13 protein-coding genes are annotated in these 18,107 nt (G+C 64.5%); 8 read left to right on the top strand and 5 right to left on the bottom strand.

Annotated elements, in window-relative coordinates:
- Positions 1 to 187: 187 nt before the first annotated feature.
- Positions 188 to 1,408 (top strand): bifunctional phosphopantothenoylcysteine decarboxylase/phosphopantothenate--cysteine ligase CoaBC, encoded by a 1,221-nt coding sequence (gene coaBC, locus ACN9MO_RS19340; protein ID WP_113132142.1) that lies wholly within the window; start codon positions 188 to 190, stop codon positions 1,406 to 1,408.
- 246 nt (positions 1,409 to 1,654) lie between these two features.
- On the opposite strand, the gene ACN9MO_RS19335 is transcribed toward coaBC, so the two are convergent.
- Both ACN9MO_RS19335 and ACN9MO_RS19330 read right to left on the bottom strand, forming a co-directional pair.
- On the bottom strand, positions 1,655 to 2,881 hold the full coding sequence (locus ACN9MO_RS19335; protein WP_113132014.1) for an integrase core domain-containing protein: 1,227 nt from the start codon (positions 2,879 to 2,881) through the stop codon (positions 1,655 to 1,657).
- Positions 2,882 to 3,044: 163 nt separating this feature from the next.
- On the bottom strand, positions 3,045 to 3,851 hold the full coding sequence (locus tag ACN9MO_RS19330) for a class II glutamine amidotransferase (protein WP_057247962.1): 807 nt from the start codon (positions 3,849 to 3,851) through the stop codon (positions 3,045 to 3,047).
- A 271-nt stretch (positions 3,852 to 4,122) separates the two neighbouring features.
- Between ACN9MO_RS19330 and ACN9MO_RS19325 the strand changes: the two genes are divergently transcribed.
- The 7 genes from ACN9MO_RS19325 to ACN9MO_RS19295 all read left to right on the top strand — a co-directional run bounded on the left by ACN9MO_RS19325 (position 4,123) and on the right by ACN9MO_RS19295 (position 12,961).
- A complete protein-coding gene (locus tag ACN9MO_RS19325) occupies positions 4,123 to 5,250 on the top strand; it encodes a Gfo/Idh/MocA family protein (RefSeq protein ID WP_113132013.1) in 1,128 nt (375 codons plus the stop codon).
- 89 nt (positions 5,251 to 5,339) lie between these two features.
- Positions 5,340 to 6,194, top strand: coding sequence for a MurR/RpiR family transcriptional regulator (locus ACN9MO_RS19320; RefSeq protein WP_058323691.1), 855 nt, complete (start codon positions 5,340 to 5,342; stop codon positions 6,192 to 6,194).
- Positions 6,195 to 6,318: 124 nt separating this feature from the next.
- On the top strand, positions 6,319 to 8,256 hold the full coding sequence (locus ACN9MO_RS19315; RefSeq protein ID WP_113132012.1) for a bifunctional 5-dehydro-2-deoxygluconokinase/5-dehydro-2-deoxyphosphogluconate aldolase: 1,938 nt from the start codon (positions 6,319 to 6,321) through the stop codon (positions 8,254 to 8,256).
- Positions 8,257 to 8,331: 75 nt separating this feature from the next.
- The gene (iolD, locus tag ACN9MO_RS19310; RefSeq protein ID WP_113132011.1) at positions 8,332 to 10,185 is read left to right on the top strand and encodes a 3D-(3,5/4)-trihydroxycyclohexane-1,2-dione acylhydrolase (decyclizing); all 1,854 of its coding nucleotides are present in this window, start codon (positions 8,332 to 8,334) and stop codon (positions 10,183 to 10,185) included.
- 260 nt (positions 10,186 to 10,445) lie between these two features.
- Positions 10,446 to 11,345: a myo-inosose-2 dehydratase gene (gene iolE, locus ACN9MO_RS19305; protein WP_113132010.1), complete on the top strand. Its 900-nt coding sequence runs from the start codon at positions 10,446 to 10,448 to the stop codon at positions 11,343 to 11,345.
- A gap of 237 nt (positions 11,346 to 11,582) precedes the next feature.
- Positions 11,583 to 12,383: a 5-deoxy-glucuronate isomerase gene (gene iolB / locus ACN9MO_RS19300; protein ID WP_057247956.1), complete on the top strand. Its 801-nt coding sequence runs from the start codon at positions 11,583 to 11,585 to the stop codon at positions 12,381 to 12,383.
- Between the two features lie 158 nt (positions 12,384 to 12,541).
- Positions 12,542 to 12,961, top strand: a complete 420-nt coding sequence (locus ACN9MO_RS19295; RefSeq protein ID WP_057247955.1) for a GFA family protein — start codon at positions 12,542 to 12,544, stop codon at positions 12,959 to 12,961.
- Positions 12,962 to 13,030: 69 nt separating this feature from the next.
- On the opposite strand, the gene ACN9MO_RS19290 is transcribed toward ACN9MO_RS19295, so the two are convergent.
- The 3 genes from ACN9MO_RS19290 to ACN9MO_RS19280 all read right to left on the bottom strand — a co-directional run bounded on the left by ACN9MO_RS19290 (position 13,031) and on the right by ACN9MO_RS19280 (position 17,946).
- On the bottom strand, positions 13,031 to 13,726 hold the full coding sequence (locus ACN9MO_RS19290; RefSeq protein ID WP_112994153.1) for a DUF2268 domain-containing putative Zn-dependent protease: 696 nt from the start codon (positions 13,724 to 13,726) through the stop codon (positions 13,031 to 13,033).
- 88 nt (positions 13,727 to 13,814) lie between these two features.
- Positions 13,815 to 15,317 (bottom strand): siroheme synthase CysG, encoded by a 1,503-nt coding sequence (gene cysG / locus ACN9MO_RS19285; RefSeq protein WP_112994154.1) that lies wholly within the window; start codon positions 15,315 to 15,317, stop codon positions 13,815 to 13,817.
- A complete protein-coding gene (locus ACN9MO_RS19280; RefSeq protein WP_057247952.1) occupies positions 15,289 to 17,946 on the bottom strand; it encodes a nitrate reductase in 2,658 nt (885 codons plus the stop codon). The genes cysG and ACN9MO_RS19280 overlap by 29 nt, the downstream gene beginning before the upstream one ends.
- Positions 17,947 to 18,107 lie beyond the last annotated feature (161 nt).

Raw genomic sequence — 18,107 nt, 5'->3', positions numbered from 1 at the left:
GAAACGCCGTATCGCACGGACGTCAGCACAGGCAACGTCCTCCGGTGGGGCACGTTGCGCCCAGCGGATCGCTCAAGTAGGTTCGATCTCGAAGGCACTGGCGAGGCCAGCCGCTGGAATATTGTGGTATCGCGTAGAACCCGGCAGCCCATGCCGGGCGAGAGGGCGGCTGAAAGGCCGAGTGGAAATGACACTGTCGGGCAAGCGTATTCTCCTGATCATCTCCGGCGGCATCGCCGCCTATAAGAGCCTCGATCTCATCCGACGTTTGCGGGAACGCGGGGCGAGTGTGCGGCCGGTGATGACGGCCGGCGCGCAGCAGTTCGTGACGCCGCTTGCCGTCGGCGCGCTGTCGGCCTCGCATGTCTATCTCGATCTCTTTTCACGCGAGGACGAGCAGGATGTCGGCCATATCCGGCTGGCGCGCGAGTGCGACCTGATCGTCGTTGCGCCGGCAACCGCCGATCTGATGGCCAAGATGGCGAACGGCCACGCGGACGATCTCGCCTCCACCATCCTGCTTGCGACCGACCGGCCGGTGCTGATAGCTCCCGCGATGAACCCGAAGATGTGGGCGCATCCGGCAACGCGCCGCAACCGGGCGACGCTCGCCAAGGACGGCATCCGTTTCATCGGCCCCGAGGCCGGCGAGATGGCGGAAAGCGGAGAGGTGGGCGAAGGCCGCATGAGCGAACCGCTTTCGATCGTTGCCGCCGTCGAGGATTTTCTCGCGGGCGCCGCGAAGCCGCTTGCCGGGCGCAGCGCGATCGTAACCTCAGGGCCGACGCATGAGCCTATCGACCCGGTGCGCTACATCGCCAACCGTTCCTCCGGCAAGCAAGGCCACGCGATCGCCGCCGCGCTGGCAAAGCTCGGCGCCGACGTGACGCTCGTCTCGGGCCCGGTAACGATTGCGGATCCGGCGGGCGTCAAGGTCGTGCATGTGGAGCGGGCGGAGGAAATGCGCGACGCGGTGCTAACCGCCCTACCGGCCGATGTCGCCGTGATGGTTGCCGCCGTTGCCGACTGGCGGGTAGCCAGCGCTGCCGGCAACAAGATCAAGAAGAAGCCGGGCGAGGCCCCGCCGCCGCTGCAGCTCGCCGAAAACCCCGATATCCTGAAGACCGTCGGGCATCATGCCAAGCGTCCGAAGCTTGTCATCGGCTTTGCCGCCGAAACCGAGAACGTCGCCGACAACGGCCGCGCCAAGCTCGAGCGCAAGGGCGCCGATTTCATCCTCGCCAACGACGTGTCGCCGGCAACCGGCATCATGGGCGGCGACCGCAACCGGGTGAAGCTGATCTCGGCCGCCGGCAACGACGACTGGCCGGAGATGGACAAGGACGCGGTTGCGGAAAAGCTGGCCGTGATGATTGCCGAGCAACTGGCGCGGATCGACAAGGGCTGAGCAATCGAAGATTGCCCCTCTCCTCGGGTTTAACCCGAGGACTAGCCCTCTCCCCGCAAGCAGGGCAAGGGGACGTGGCATACGCACAGGTCTCTTCTGTCACTACGCTAGCAATATCCGGCGCTACGATCGCAACGTTCCTGTCGCCTACTCAGCGGAGTTATGATTTGCAGACGGACGCTTCCTCGAAAGTCTCGTCGTGGACGAGCGAGCGCCACACTGTCCAGCCGATAGATGGGTGACAGTTTAGACCGGATAGATAGGTGACAGTTCTTCCCCCGATGCGTCGGTCTGGTGCGCGCCGTTTGCTGGTGCGGATTGCCCGGCGTTGCGGCGGACCAGACGCATGTGTTTGAGATCGATGTAACCGAGCGAATGGGCGTAGAAGCGCAGCTTCCACTCGCCGGTCTCGGTCTCCTCGACGGCAACCGGTTCGCCGGCAAGGGTGGCCGAGACGTAGATTTCGCCGCCCTGCCATTTGATCGCACCATTGCTGCGCACCCGTCGCACGGCAGCCTCGACCGGATAGACGGGCTCGGGCACGGTTGCCGGCATCGCCCGACAGGAGTTGCGATAGTGTTCGGCGGGCGCCGCCATTGCGAGTGCCTCGTGCGGGCGCTCCTCATTGTACTCACGCCGGAACGCATCAAAGGCCAGTGCCTGTGCCCGTTGATTGGCCTCAGGCGCCTGGGCCAGCGGCAGCATGGTCAGATGAAAGCGCTCATGGCTGCCGTTCTGCTGCGGCTTGCCGGGCTTGATCCGCTCCAGCGCGATGCCGAGCTTGATGAAACGCACCGACAGGGGTGTTAGGCCGGTCACCCCGGCGGCGGCAAAGGGCGGGCCGTTGTCGCTGCGGAAGCGGTCGGGCAGGCCGTGCGCCCTAAACAACCGCTCAAACACCGGCCAGGTCTCCGCCTCGCTCGTCGAGCCCGTCGCCTCCAGCGCCAAGAGATAGCGGCTGGCCGCATCCATCACCGTCAACGGTTCACAGCGCACGCCGTCGCGGGTCCGGAACCAGCCCTTGTGGTCCCCCGTCCACACCGCGTTCGCCGCCTCCGGTCGCGGCCACGGACCGTTGCCCGCCGCACGCCAACGCCGCCGCCGCACGCCGACAAGCCCATGGCGCTTCAGGATCTCACCGGCCGTCGAGACCGCTGGCCAAACGCCAAATGGCATCTCGCGCTTCAGCCGGCTGATGATCTTCTTCGGACCCCACGCCGGATGGGCTGCCTTTTCGCCAACAATCCGCGCCACCACATCGGCTGCGGTCGCCCGGCCATGAACAAGCGGTGCCCGCGGCAGGTCCTCAAGACCCTCAGGACCCAGACGCCGGTATCGCTCCAGCCACTTGTAGCCCGTCTTGCGCGATATCCCGAACCGATCGCAAAGCGCCGTCATCGTCTCTTCGTCCAAGAGACACGCCGCCACAAACTTCATCCGCTCGTCCATGATGCCAGTCTCCCGCCAAACCATCGCCGGTCCTCCCCGGCTACGAGAAAACTGTCACCCTTCTATCCGGTCTACTCTGTTACCTATCTATCCGGATCGGACAACACGTTCTTTCTCCCCGCCTGCGGGGAGAAGGTGGCGGCAACCGGATGAGGGGCACATCACCTATAGATCTAGTTGACGCGCCTCAAGCCATCTGACGTGTCTTCACCGGCGTCCCCTGCGTCGAAAACAGCCGGACATCGACACCATTTTCACCGACGATGACCGCGGTGCCGTCCGGGATTTCGACCCAGGCGCTGTCGTCGTCGTTGAGCGGCTCGGAAACGAGGCAATAGCCGCCGCTTGGGCCCATGGGTGCAGCGTAGAGCGTCGGCGCCTTCCAGTCGGAGGCATAGCGCACGGCGTAGAGATCCTGGCCGTCGGAGAAGGCGGCGGTGAAGCGGACCAGCACCTGGCGTTCGAGATGTTCGGCAAGCTGCTCGACGAAGGCGAGTGCCTCGGCGATCGCGCCGAGCGGATCGCGGTCGAGCCCGAACTGCATGGCGAGCAGGAACAGAAGCTCGGAGTCGGTCGTGCCGGTGCGGGCCGAATAGAGGTCGTTGTCGAGCATGCTCTCCATTGGCCGGCGCAGATGCTCGAAGTCGCCGATCTGGCCGTTGTGCATGAACGACCAGCGGCCGAAGACGAAGGGATGGCAGTTGTCGCGCCTTGTGCCACCGCCGGTCGCGGCGCGCACATGGGCAAGGAAGAGCGGCGAGCGGATCTGGCGGGCAATGCTTTTCAGATTGCAGTCCGACCAGGCGGGCAGGATATCGCGGTAGCGCCCCGGCTCCGGGTGATCGCCATACCAGGCGATGCCGAAGCCGTCGCCATTGGTGGCCGTCTTCGCCCGCGTCGCGCAATGGGACTGTTCGATCAGCGAGTGCGCGGGAGAGGTAACCAGTTCCTCGAGATAGAGCGGGTCCCCGCGATAGGCTGCCCAGCGGCACATGCTGATTTCACTCCAGCTCCGCCCCGTAGACTCCGGAGCGATTCGTTAACCATGACGAAGTGCGATGTTCCAACGGAACATGGTAAAAATGCGTTAACACATTCCCCCTTCGTCAAGATGAGCCTGGCCGGAACGCACAGATTTGGCTGTTTCGATGGACACCGTTCCCGTATCACCGCCGTATTTCGAATAAATATTCCATATTGACAAAACATGCACAATTCATTTCATTTCAGACCAACACGGCAGCGCCGCCAGGGAGGAATTCAACATGGCCAGCAAGCGCAAACTCGGGATCGGGCTGATCGGCACGGGCTTCATGGGCAAGGCCCATGCGCTCGGCTTCACCATTGCCGCGCGGGTCTTCGACCTGCCCTTCGAGCTCGACCTCGTTTCGGTCGCCGACGTGACAGTCGAGAGCGCGGAGCGTGCACGCGGCCAACTCGGCTTTCGCAAGGCGACTGCCGACTGGCGCGAGTTGCTGACCGATCCGGATATCGACATCATCGACATCACCACGCCGAACCTGCTGCACAAGGAGATGGCGCTGGCGGCGATCGCCCATGGCAAGCACGTCTATTGCGAGAAGCCGCTGGCGCCCACCGTCGCCGAATGCCGCGAGATGGTCGAGGCCGCCGAGAAGGCCGGCGTCGTCACCCAGGTTGGCTTCAACTATCTCAAGAACCCGCTGATCTTCCTTGCCAAGGACATCATCGAAAACGGCGAGATCGGCGAGATCCGCTCGATGCGCGGCATTCATGCGGAAGACTTCATGGCCGATGCGCAGGTTCCGTGGGGTTGGCGCCTGAACCCGGCCAGCGGCGGCGGCGCGCTCGCCGATATCGGCAGCCACATCATCGCCTCCATGCGCCACCTCGTCGGCCCGATCAGTCAGGTGTTGGCCGAGACCATCATCCAGATTCCGGAACGCCCGATCGCGCAGGGCTCGAGCGAGACCCGCGCCGTCGAGGTCGACGACATCACCCGCGCCTTCGTCCGCTTCGAAAACGGCGCGACCGGCAGCTTTGAGGCAAGCTGGATCGCCACGGGCCGCAAGATGCAGCACGATTTCGAGATCTACGGCTCCAAGGGCAGCATCGTCTTCACCCAGGAGCGGCTGAACGAAATCCGCCTCTACAAGACCGGCGACGACATCCGCACCCGCGGCTTCCGCACCATCTGGGCGGGACCGGAGCATCCGCCCTATGGCGCCTTCTGCGTGGCTCCCGGCCACCAGATCGGCTTCAACGACCTGAAGGCGATCGAGGTCAAGGAATTCCTCGACGCCATCGCCGGGGGCAAATCACCCTCGACCGATTTCCGCGAAGGCTTTGAGGTACAGAAGGTGCTGTCGGCGACCTATCAGTCTGCCAAGACCAATGAATGGGTGCATATCTAGAAAATGGAACGTCTGTTCTATGCCGTTCCCGGCTAATCGATTAGAGTGAGGATGCAAACGACACCGAAGACCGAGGAGACGAATAAGACATGGCCATGCCGGAAACGACGACGGAGGTCCCGCAGGATTTCGAGGCGCTGAAGGCCGCCATTCTGGAACGCAAGGCGCAGCTACCGAAACGGCTGCGCCAGGTGGCCGCCTACTCGCTCGACAATCCGGATGAGATCGCCTTCGGCACGGCGGCCAGCATCGCCACCTCGGCCGAAGTGCAGCCGTCGACGCTGGTGCGCTTCGCCCAGCATTTCGGCTTCGAGGGCTTCTCCAGCCTGCAGCAGATCTTTCGCGCGCGGCTGCGCGAGCGCACGCCCGGCTACGAGGATCGGCTGAAGGCGCTGAGCAACAACGACCATAGCAGGCTCGAAAGCGGCTCGATCTTCAACGGCTTCGTCGCCGCCGCCCACCGCTCGCTCGACAACATCGCCTCTTCGGTCGATCCGGAAGCCTTCGAGCGGGCCGTCGACATTTTGGCCAAAGCCGACACGATCTACCTGATCGCCAAGCGCCGCTCCTACCCGATCTCCAGCTACATGGCCTATGCCTTTGGCAAGCTGAAGGTGAAGTACCAGCTCGTCGGCACGGCCGCCGGCATCGACGAGGATGTGCTGGCCATGGCGACGAAGAACGATGCGGCCTTTGCCGTCAGTTTCTCACCCTATGCCTCCGAAAGCGCCGCCCAGGCGAGGCTTCTCGCCGAACGCAAGGTGCCGGTCGTGTCGCTGACGGATTCGGCCTTCTCGCCGCTCGCGGAATCCTCGAAGGTCTGGTTCGAACTGGTCGAGGCCGACCATGCCGGGTTCCGTTCGCTCTCCGCCAGCATGGCCTTCGCCATGGCGCTGACCGTCGCCATCGCCGAGAAGCGTCAGCGCCTTGCCGAAGGTGGCTAGGTCAAACGGAACGGATAGAATGAAAATTCCATATTGACGAAACGTCGGAATTTATGTTTCATACCGCCATCACCCACAGTACGAAAATGGTCGGGCCCGCCAAGGTGTCCGCTGGGAGGAAGCAGTGAGCCAGAACGTTTCGGCACAGGGAGCAAAGTCGCTCGACCTGATCACCATCGGCCGAGCCTCGGTCGATCTCTACGGCCAGCAGATCGGCACGCGGCTTGAAGACGTTTCGAGTTTCGCCAAGTCGGTCGGCGGCTGCCCCTGCAACATCTCGGTCGGCACGGCCCGCCTGGGTCTCAAGTCGGCGTTGCTGACCCGCGTCGGCGACGAACAGATGGGCCGCTTCATCCGCGAGCAGCTCGCCCGCGAAGGCGTCGAGACGCGCGGCATCGTCACCGACCCGGAACGGCTGACAGCACTTGCGATCCTCGCTGTCGAGAACGACAAGTCCTTCCCGCTGCTCTTCTATCGCGACAACTGCGCCGACAATGCGCTGTGCGAAGACGACGTTTCGGAAGACTTCATCCGCTCGGCCCGCGCCATCCTCGTCTCCGGCACGCATTTCTCCAAGCCGAACACCGACGCCGCCCAACGCAAGGCCATGCGCCTTGCCAAGGAAAGCGGCGCCAGGATCGTCTTCGACATCGACTACCGTCCGAACCTCTGGGGTCTTGCCGGCCATGATGCCGGCGAGAGCCGCTACATCGCCTCCGACCGGGTTTCGGCGCACCTGAAGACCGTTCTTGCCGATTGCGACCTCATCGTCGGCACGGAAGAGGAAGTGCTGATCGCGTCCGGCGAAAGCGACCTCTTGCAAGCGCTGAAGACGATCCGCTCGCTTTCCAAGGCAACGATCGTACTGAAGCGCGGTCCGATGGGCTGCATCGTCTATGACGGCCCTATCTCCGACAATCTCGAAGACGGCATCGTCGGCAAGGGCTTCCCGATCGAGGTCTACAACGTGCTCGGCGCCGGCGACGCCTTCATGTCCGGCTTCCTGCGCGGCTGGCTGAAGAACGAACCGCACGCGACCTCGGCCACCTGGGCCAATGCCTGCGGCGCGTTTGCCGTCTCTCGGCTGCTCTGTGCGCCTGAAATCCCGACCTGGACCGAACTACAGTTCTTCCTCGAAAACGGCAGCAAGGAGCGGGCGCTGCGCAAGGACGAGGCGATCAACCACGTTCACTGGGCAACCACCCGTCGTCGCGACATTCCGCTTCTGATGGCGCTTGCGATCGACCATCGCAGCCAGCTCGAAGACATGGCCGCGGGAGACCAGGCGCTTCTCGCGCGCATTCCTGCCTTCAAGGTGCTGGCGGTCAAGGCAGCGGCGCAAGTCGCGGCCGGACGCTCGGGCTTCGGCATGCTGATCGACGACAAATACGGCCGCGATGCGCTTTATGCCGCCGGTGCACACCGCGATTTCTGGATCGGCAAGCCGATCGAGCTCCCGGGCTCGCGGCCGCTGCAGTTCGAATTCAGCCAGGACCTCGGCAGCCGCCTGATCGATTGGCCGGTCGATCATTGCATCAAGGTGCTCTCCTTCTACCACCCGGATGATCCGGCAGACCTCAAGGCGCAGCAGGTGGCGAAGCTCCGCTCGGCCTTCGAAGCGGCCCGCAAGGTCGGTCGCGAGATCCTGATCGAGATCATCGCCGGCAAGCATGGCAAGCTCGACGACCAGACGATTCCACGGGCGCTCAACGAGCTCTACGATGCCGGCCTCAAACCGGACTGGTGGAAGCTCGAGCCGCAGGCAAGCCGCGGCGCCTGGGCGGCGATCGACGCCGTGATCGAGGCCCGCGATCCGCTCTGCCGCGGCGTGGTGCTCCTGGGCCTCGAGGCGCCCTATGAGCAGTTGAAGGATGGCTTTGCAGCCGCCCGCACCTCGAAGACGGTCAAAGGCTTCGCCGTCGGCCGCACGATCTTCGCCGATGCCGGCAAGGCCTGGCTCGGCGGTACGATGACAGACGAGCAGGCGATCGCCGACATGGCCGGAAAATTTGGGGCGTTGGTGGATCTCTGGCTGCAACTGGGTGAAACAAAGGCGGCATAGGATCGACGGATAACCATCGATAATGCTGCGGACAGGGTGGAACGGGACGATTCCGCCACGAGGAGGAAACAGACAATGAGCCAGAAGACCGTGCGCCTGACCATGGCCCAGGCCGTGGCGCGGTTCCTGACCCGCCAGATGACCGTGATCGACGGCAAGAAGGTACCGATCTTCGGCGGCGTCTTCGCCATCTTCGGCCACGGCAACGTTGCCGGCGTCGGCGAAGCGCTGCATGCAATCAAGGACACGCTGCCGACCTACCGCGCTCAGAACGAACAGGGCATGGCCAATGCAGCGATCGCCTTTGCCAAGGCGAGCTTCCGCCGCCGCTTCATGGCCTGCACAACCTCGATCGGCCCCGGCGCACTCAACATGGTGACCTCGGCGGCACTCGCCCATGTCAACCGCCTGCCTGTCCTGTTCCTGCCCGGCGACGTCTTCGCCAATCGCCGCCCCGATCCGGTGCTGCAGCAGGTCGAAAGTTTTGGCGACGGCACGATCTCGGCCAATGACTGCTTCCGCCCGGTGTCGCGCTACTTCGACCGTATCACCCGGCCCGAGCAGATCGTGCCGGCGCTCCGCCGCGCCATGCAGGTTCTCACCGATCCGGCTGATTGCGGCCCCGTCACGCTGTCGCTCTGCCAGGACGTGCAGGCTGAAGCCTATGACTATCCGGAAAACTTCTTCGACGAGAAGGTCTGGGTGCCGCGCCGCATCGAGCCCGATCTCGACGAACTGGCAACGGCAATCGCAGCGCTGAAGGAAGCGAAGAAGCCGATCATCATCGCCGGTGGCGGCGTGCTCTATTCGGAAGCGACCAAGGAGCTCGGCGACTTTGCCGAACGGCACGGCATTCCCGTCGTCGAAACGCAGGCCGGCAAGTCGGCGCTGCCGCATTCGCATTCCCTTAACATGGGCTCGGTCGGCGTCACCGGCACTTCCGCCTCCAACGCGCTCGCCGAGGACGCCGATGTGGTTCTCGCCGTCGGTTCGCGGTTGCAGGATTTCACCACCGGTTCCTGGGCGCTCTTCAAGAATGAGGGCCTCAAGATCATCGGCCTCAACGTCCAGCCGTTCGATGCCGGCAAGCACAACGGCCTGCCGCTGATTGCCGACGCCCGCGCCGGTCTCAACCGGATCTCTGGCGGTCTCGGCAGCTACAAGGCCGACCCGAGCTGGACCGCCAAGGCCAAGGCCGGCAAGGCCGAATGGCTGACGGCTGCCGACAAGGCGACCGCCACGACCAATGCGGCGCTTCCCTCCGATGCCCAGGTGATCGGCGCCGTCCAGCGCGCCCGCGGCGGCAAGAACACGACCCTCGTCTGCGCCGCCGGCGGTCTGCCGGGCGAGTTGCATAAGCTCTGGCAGGCGGAAGAGCCTGGCGGCTACCACATGGAATACGGCTTCTCGACCATGGGCTACGAGGTCGCGGGCGGCCTCGGCGTCAAGCTTGCCAAGCCCGAGAGCGACGTGATCGTCATGGTCGGCGACGGCAGCTACATGATGCTGAACTCGGAGATCGCCTCCTCGATCATGCTCGGCGCCAAGTTCACCATCGTGCTGCTCGACAATGCCGGCTACGGCTGCATCAACCGGCTGCAGATGGGCACCGGCGGCGCCAACTTCAACAATCTCTTGAAGGACACCCATCACGTCGAGCTGCCGCAGATCGACTTCGCGGCCCACGCTGCCGCGATGGGCGCCGTCACCCGCAAGGTCGGCTCGATCTCCGAGCTCGAAGCGGCCCTCAAGGAGACGGCGGGCGAGGCGCGCACGACCGTCATCGTCATCGACACCGACCCGCTGATCACCACCGAGGCCGGCGGCCACTGGTGGGATGTGGCAGTGCCCGAAGTCTCGGGCCGCAAGCAAGTCAACGAGGCGCGCGAGGGCTACGTAAAGGCGCTCACCTCCCAGCGCTTCGGCTAAGATTGCCCTTTCGGCGCCCGCGTCTTTGCCTGTCGGGCAACGTCCGGAAGGATGAGACATCGAGAGCGGCCCCTCACCCTAACCCTCTCCCCGCGAGCGGGGAGAGGGAACACGGAGGGCGCGGCATTTCCCTTCTCCCCGCCTGCGGGGAGAAGGTGGCGGCAGCCGGATGAGGGGGCAATCGCCCCGTCCCCGCTGCGCACCCATGAGGCACCACGAACGATCCGCCTGCGCGGACAATGCTATAGGAAACGACTAACATGATCCGCTACGGAACCAACCCGATCGCCTGGAGCAACGACGACGATCATACGATCGGCGCGCATCTGACGCTCGAGGATTGCCTCTCCGATTGCCAGAAGATCGGCTTCGACGGCATCGAGAAGGGGCACAAGATGCCAAGCGATCCGGAGGCACTGAAGCAGAAGCTCGCCTCCTACGATCTCGTCTTCGTTTCCGGCTGGCATTCGACCAACTTGCTCACCCACGACGTCGAGGCCGAGAAGAAGGCGATCCAGCCACATCTCGACCTCCTGAAGCACAATGGTTGCAAGGTGGCGATCGTCTGCGAAACCTCGAACGCCATTCATGGCGACGACACGAAGTCGGTTGCCAACGATAAGCCGGTGCTGCCGGCCGACCAGTGGAAGAAGTTCGGTGCCGACCTCGAAGCGATCGCTGAGTATTGCGCCGACCAGGGCATCGACCTCGTCTACCACCACCACATGGGCACGATCGTCCAGACCGGCGAGGAAATCGACCTCCTGATGCAGAACACCGGCCCGGCCACCAAGCTGCTGCTCGATACCGGCCACGCCTGGTTCGGCGGCTCCGATCCGGCTGAGGTCGCGAAGAAATACATGCATCGTGTGCGTCACATCCATTGCAAGAACGTGCGGCCGGCCGTCCGCAAAGTCGTCGAAGGTGAAGACCTCTCCTTCCTCGAAGGCGTGCGCCGCGGCGTCTTCACCGTGCCCGGCGACAGCGAGGGCGGCGTCGACTTCCTGCCCGTGCTGAAGATCGCGGCCGAGCACGACTATTCCGGCTGGCTGGTGATCGAGGCCGAACAGGATTCGGCCGTGCGCAACCCGTTCGAATACCAGTCACTCGGGCTGAAGTCGCTGAAGGCCCTTGCCAAGGAAGCCGGGCTCGACAAGTAAGCTCACGGTTTCGGTCGCTGGACTTCACGGGGATTGCCCCTCATCCGGCTGCCGCCACCTTCTCCCCGCTTGCGGGGAGAAGGGATATGCCGCTGGCTCCCCAATTCCTCGCGACGTAAGGTGGAGAGCATGCGGCAAACTCCAGATTCCCTCTCCCCGCCTGCGGGGAGAGGGTTAGGGTGAGGGGCAAGCCACACGTTCAGAGCGCCCCGGGAAAGGAATCAGGGAGACCGTCACATGTCCAAGCTGCTCGTCAAACCGAAGGCCAAATCGGGCCTGATGCAAAACGTGACGCCGGAGAGCGCCGGGTGGACCTATGTCGGCTTCGCGCTTGAACGGCTGAAGGCCGGCGAAACGACCGAAGGCGAGACCGGTGACAAGGAAGTCTGCCTCGTGCTGGTCTCCGGTAAGGCGAAGGTATCCGTTGACGGCGAAAGCTTCGGCGAACTCGGCGGGCGCATGACGCCGTTCGAGGGCCAGCCCTATGCCGTCTATGTGCCGAAGGGCAGCCGCTGGCAGGCAACGGCGACTTCGGATCTGGATCTTGCCATCTGCTCGGCACCGGGCGGCGAGGGCTTCAAGGCGAAGGTCATCGCGCCGGGCACGCATCCGCAGATGACGCGCGGCAAGGGCACCAACACCCGCTACGTCACCAACATCATGCCGGAAGATGACGGTTCGGCGCAGTCTCTGCTCGTCGTAGAAGTGATTACGCCCGGCGGCCACACCTCCTCCTACCCGCCGCACAAGCACGACCAGGACGACCTGCCGGCCGAAAGCTATCTGGAAGAGACCTACTATCACCGGCTGAACCCGCCGCAGGGTTTCGCCATGCAGCGCGTCTATACCGACGACCGCTCGCTGGACGAGACCATGGCGGTCGAGGACGGCGACGTGACGCTGGTGCCGAAGGGATATCACCCCGTTGCCGCAGTACACGGCTACGACGTCTACTATCTCAACGTCATGGCCGGGCCGAAGCGTATCTGGAAGTTCCACAACGCCCGCGAACACGAGTGGCTGTTCACCGGCGTGTAAGTTTCTACTTACGCAATCGTGGCCCCATGCCTCCAGCCGCTGCAGCCAGTGGCGATTGTCGTCGATAGTCAGGCGTGAGCTATCCAAGCTCAAACCCGGAAAGCGGCATACACTTTTTGCTGCTCCGCTCTAGCTTCTGTGCTTTCAGGGAGGCCTCCATGCGCATCGACGGGCAATGCCACTGCGGCTACGTGACCTATGAGGCCGAGATCGATCCGGGCGACGTCGCGATCTGCCATTGCACCGATTGCCAGCAACTGACGGGATCCGCCTATCGCGTGACCGCAGGTACTGCCCGCGAGAACTTCCGGCTGACCGGCGGCGAACCGAAGCTCTATACGAAGGTCGCTGAAAACGGTCGCCAGCGGCTGCAGTTCTTCTGCCCGAACTGCGGCTCGCCGATCTATACGACCGGCACGGACGAGGATGCGTTGGAAGTCGGCATCCGGGTCGGCACGATCAACCAGCGCCGGGAGCTCAAGCCACGGTCGCAGATCTGGTGCTCCTCGGCGCTGCCCTGGATCGGCGATGTCAGGAAATTGCCCGGACGCGACCGCGATGAGGCGCCCTACTCTTAGATCACGATGGTTTAGAGCGGGATGCGGGCGGAAAACCGCACACACTTTTCCTCATCCCGCTCTGGCCGCTCAAGCGGCGGCCAGCAGGCCTTGCTTCAACGGCGCCCAGGCTTCGCCGATGACGACGGAAGCAGGTGTCGCCGTCATCTGCGACGGGTGTGCATCGGGGTTCGCTGCGAGATAAGTTTTCACAAGGTGATAGCCGATCGTATAGCCGGCCCAGCGCGGCAGCGCACGATCGCAGCCAAAGAACCAGCCGGCATGATCATAGCCCTCCGCCCAGAGTTCCCGCTCGGCGCGCTCCAGCAAATCTGCCCAATCGCCCGCTGCAATCGCGTGGTTCCAAGGATGGCCGTCGCCGCCATTGATCTCGACATCGAAGGCATCCGCAAGGCCCTCGGTGACCAGAGCTTCGCCGAGCTTGGAGCCGTAGCCGCAGGTCGCGTGGCGGAAGGAATGATGCAGCTCATGCGTCAACATTCTCCGCAACTCGCCGGCGGCAAGGCTGGCATGGAAGTTCTCGTTGTCGGGGTCGAGCGTCAGGTAGACCAATCCTCTGCGATAGCAGCTACCGGCCACACCCAGTTCGGGAATGGTCTCTCCCGGCCTGTTTTCGACGACGATATCGATGGGAGCGGCACTGTCGGCGGCAGGAACACGCGCGCCGACCCGCTCGGCCGTCTCGTCCACCTGGCGCAAAATCTGTTCGCGCCAAGCGGCAAGCGATCCATAGGCCTCAAGGAAGTGAACACGCAGGTCCAGCATCTGGCGAATCTCCCGTCATCGACATCACTCTACCGCGCGGCAAGGTAAGCATGCGGCCGGTGATTGCAACGCCGAGCGAGAGAAGGTTTCAACCTGCAAGCGAACCTGCGGCAAAAGGCGCAGGTCGGATGGCCGCCCTCGGCACCCGCCTGACGCCAAAAGCGGCACCTATGCCGATCAGGACCGGATCGTCGTAGCCGATCACGGCGATGCCTGTGGCAAGGTCGCGCAAGGCGCCTTGCCAGCGCCGCTCGTTGTCGCGACTGACATTGGCCGAGATGACGACCGGGGTCTCGCCGGATAATCCCTCCGCCTGGAGGCGCGCGGCGATAGCAGGTGCAGTGCGACCGCCCATGTAGAAGATCGTCGTGGTCTTCGGATCGGCCAAAGCGCGCCAGTCCATGTCCGACGGCAAACCGCCATGACGGGAGTGGCCGGTGACGAAGCGCACCGCCTGGGCATGGTCGCGATGGGTTAGCGACAGGCCGAGACGCGCCGCCATGGCGCTCGCAGCAGTGATGCCGGGCACGACATCGACCGGGATGCCTTCCTGCTCCAGACGGGCGATCTCTTCGCCGGCACGGCCGAAGATCATGGGATCGCCGGCCTTCAGGCGAACGACACGTTTGCCGGCGCGCGCCAGCGCCACCATCATGTCGTTGATGTCCTCCTGCCGGCAGCTCTCGCGCCCGCCGCGCTTGCCGACCAGCATGCGCTTGGCCTCGCGCCGGGCGAGCTCCAGAACCTCGTTCGAAACGAGATCGTCGAACAGGATGACGTCGGCGGCTTGTAGGGCCCGTACCGCCTTCAGCGTCAGATACTCGCTGTCGCCGGGGCCAGCGCCGACAAGCGTCACGCGACCGGTGGCGGCATGGTTCGCCGACAAGCGCTCCATCTCCGCCACCAGCCGCGTCTCGACACCCTCCTCCGGTGTCGCTTGAAAAGCGAGATCGACGAACCGCTCCCAGAAGGCGCGGCGCGGCGCGCCGGGCTTGAGCCGGGCATTGACCTTGTCTCGCAAAGCCTGCGCCAGCGCTGCCCAATCCTTCAGCACCGGCGGCAGCAGCGTCTCGATGCGCCGGCGGATCGCCTGGGCGAGGATGGGTGCCGCACCATCGGTCGAGATCGACACCACGACCGGCGAGCGGTTGACGATGGAACCGAACTGAAACTGGCAGAAAGCGGGCTTGTCGATGACATTGACCGGTACGCCGGCCTGTTGCGCCGCCGCAAAAAAGGCTTGCGCTTCGTCGTCGCTCTCGCAATCGGCGACCGCAAGCGCGGCACCGGCAAGCACATTCGCCTGCCAGCTCTCGCGGTGATGGACGAGACGACCAGTGGGATGAGCGGCGCCCTGGCTGATCAAAGCCGCGCAGACCTCGCCGAGCTCTTCCTCCGGCGCATAGATATGAACCTCGGCGCCGCAGGCGGCCAGCAGTTCCGCCTTCCAGGCCGCGGCATCGCTGCCGCCCGCCACCACGACACGCTTGGCTTCGAGCGACCAGAAGACCGGCAGCTTGGCAAGCGCGGCCATGCGCACCGGCTCGCGGCGCGATTGAATTTCATTCCGCAGCGGCAGCAAGGCATCCATCGACGATCCCCCTGATCTCGGCGCGGCAGGAGCCGCAATTGGTTCCGGCGCTCAGCGCCCGCCCGACAGCTTCAACCGAACGGCAGCCGCCGCGGACAGCCGCGACGATCTGATTGACGCCAACATTGAAACAGGAGCAGACGGTCGCGCCGGGGTCCGGCCGGTCGGCGCCCGGCCGGCCGGCAACGAGCGCAAAGCGCGTGCGCAGGTCCGTATGCGAGGCGCTCAGCTGTTCGACCGCCCAGTTGCGGGCTACGGCGACGGGTTCAGGTGCGAGAAACAGCGCCAGCAGCAAGCGATCGCCGTCGAAGAAGGCGAGCCGTCTTTGGCCGGAGGGCCCATCCGCATAGCCGATCGGCTCGATGTCCCCAGTAAGGCCAAAGGTCTTCCGGCACCAGGCGACCCAATCCTCCGGCGTCGTCTCTGCAGCAAGTTCCAGACGCCAACCGCCCCTCGCCTTGGCAACGGCCCAATAGCCGAGATCGAGACCCGAGGGTTTCGACGCGCTGACCGCAAAGCCGTAGGTCGAAGCGGAAAAACGGCGGATCGCAACGGCGGCATTTTTCGAGGCCGGCTGGCCCGAGACCGGATCGGTAACCGGCGGGACCAGCGCATCGATGCGCGCCTTGGCGGCAAACTGGTCGTTCCAGTGCATGGGCACGAAGAGATTGCCACGCGCCTGGCGCTCAGTGATGAGTGCGCGGACGATCGCCGAGCCGTAAGGGCTCTCAAGGGAAACGAGATCGGCGGGGGCGATGCCAAGATCCATCGCGTCACGCGGGTGGATCTCGACGAAAGGTTCGGCGAGGTGGGCGGAGAGGCGCGCGCTCTTACCGGTGCGGGTCATCGTGTGCCAGTGGTCGCGCACGCGGCCGGTGTTCAAGGTCAAAGGGAAGCCGCCACTGACGCGGGCCGGCACGGCGCTCGCAACCGCGACGAAGCGGGCACGCCCATCCGCGTGGAAGAAGCCACCATCGGCAAAGAAGCGGGTCTCGCCCTCTGGCTTCCCCAGCGATTGCGGCCATTGGAACGGCGCGAGCGCGTCGTAGGCCGCAGCATCGATCTCCGCATGGGCGCCGATGTCGAAATCGCGCCGCCCGTCATTCTCGAACGCCGAAAGACCAGCATGCTCGGCGAAGATTTCTGAGGGTGAGGTATAGGCGAAGGCACCCTGGAACCCCATACGGCGCGCCACTTCGTTCAGCTGCCACCAGTCGGCGCGGGCCTCCCCCGGGGCCGCGAGAAAGCCGCGCTGACGGGAAATGCGGCGCTCGGAATTGGTGACCGTCCCGTCCTTCTCGCCCCAGCCGAGCGAGGGCAGGAGCACATGGGCGTGACGGGTGGTGTCGGTCTCCTGGAGCACATCGGAGACGACGACGAAGGGACAGGCCTTGAGTGCGGCCTCGACGGCGTCGGCATCCGGCATGGAGACCACGGGATTGGTCGCCATGATCCAGATCGCCTTGATCCGGCCGTCTGCAACCGCACGAAACATGTCGACCGCCTTCAGCCCCGGCCTGGTCGCGATCGATGGCGCGCCCCAGAAGCGGCGCACCTGATCGCGGTGCCCGGCCTTTTCGATGTCCATATGGGCGGCAAGCATGTTGGCGAGGCCGCCGACCTCGCGGCCGCCCATGGCATTGGGCTGACCGGTCAGCGAAAACGGCCCCATGCCCGGCCGGCCAATGCGGCCGGTGACGAGATGACAGTTGATGATGGCGTTGACCTTGTCGGTGCCCGAGGAGGACTGGTTGACGCCCTGGCTGTAGCAGGTGACGACGTTTTCCGTCGTTTCGAACAGGCGGAAGAAGGCGGTGATTTCCGACGGTTCGAGCCCGGTCGATTGTGCCAAGGCGGACTCGTCAAGCGCGCTCGCCGCTGCGAAGGCTTCGGCGAAGCCGCTGGTATGGGCAGCGATAAAGGACCGGTCGTTAGTGGGGCTGGCGGCCAGATGGGCGAAAAGGCCGTTGAACAGCGCCGCGTCGCCATCCGGCCGGATGGCAAGATGCATGTCGGCGATATCGGCGGTCATCGTGCGGCGCGGATCGATCACCACCACCCGCATCTCGGGCCGCGCCGCCTTTGCCGCGGCAAGGCGCTGGTAGAGCACCGGGTGGCACCAGGCGAGATTGGAGCCCGTCAGCACCACGAGATCGGCAAGCTCCAGATCCTCGTAGCAGCCCGGCACCGTGTCCGAGCCGAAGGCGCGGCGATGACCGGCGACCGAGGAGGACATGCAGAGCCGCGAATTGGTGTCGATGTTGCCCGAGCCGATGAAGCCCTTCATCAGCTTGTTGGCGACGTAATAGTCTTCGGTCAGCAACTGCCCGGAGACATAGAAGGCAACCGAATCCGGCCCATGTTCTGCGATCGTCTGAGCGAAACGTGTGGCGACGATATCGAGCGCCTCGTCCCAGCCGGCCTGCTTGCCGTCGACCTCGGGGTAAAGAAGCCTGCCGTCTAGATCGAGGGTCTCGGCCAACGCCGAGCCCTTGGAGCACAGCCTGCCGAAATTGGCAGGATGCTCGACGTCGCCGCGAACGGAGACGGCGCCGTCCTCGGCCACCGTCGCGATAACACCACAGCCGACACCGCAATAGGGACAGGTGGTTCTCGTCTCAGAGGGCATTGCCTGTCCTCCTCCGGCATCGAGGCGCTGTTGAACCGGCGCCCTGAAGCCCTTCCTCCGTCATTCCTGTGCTTGTGACAGGAATCCAATCACGCGAAATCTTTCGCGTGATGGGTCCCCTTCGCGCCGTGGACGCGGCGCTGCTGGATCCCTGTGACATG

Origin of the sequence: Ensifer sp. R-19, assembly GCF_049905105.1 — a bacterium.
GTDB lineage: Bacteria > Pseudomonadota > Alphaproteobacteria > Rhizobiales > Rhizobiaceae > Ensifer.
The sequence above is the reverse complement of the archived record's forward strand: the minus strand, read 5'-3'. Positions and strand labels throughout refer to the sequence as shown.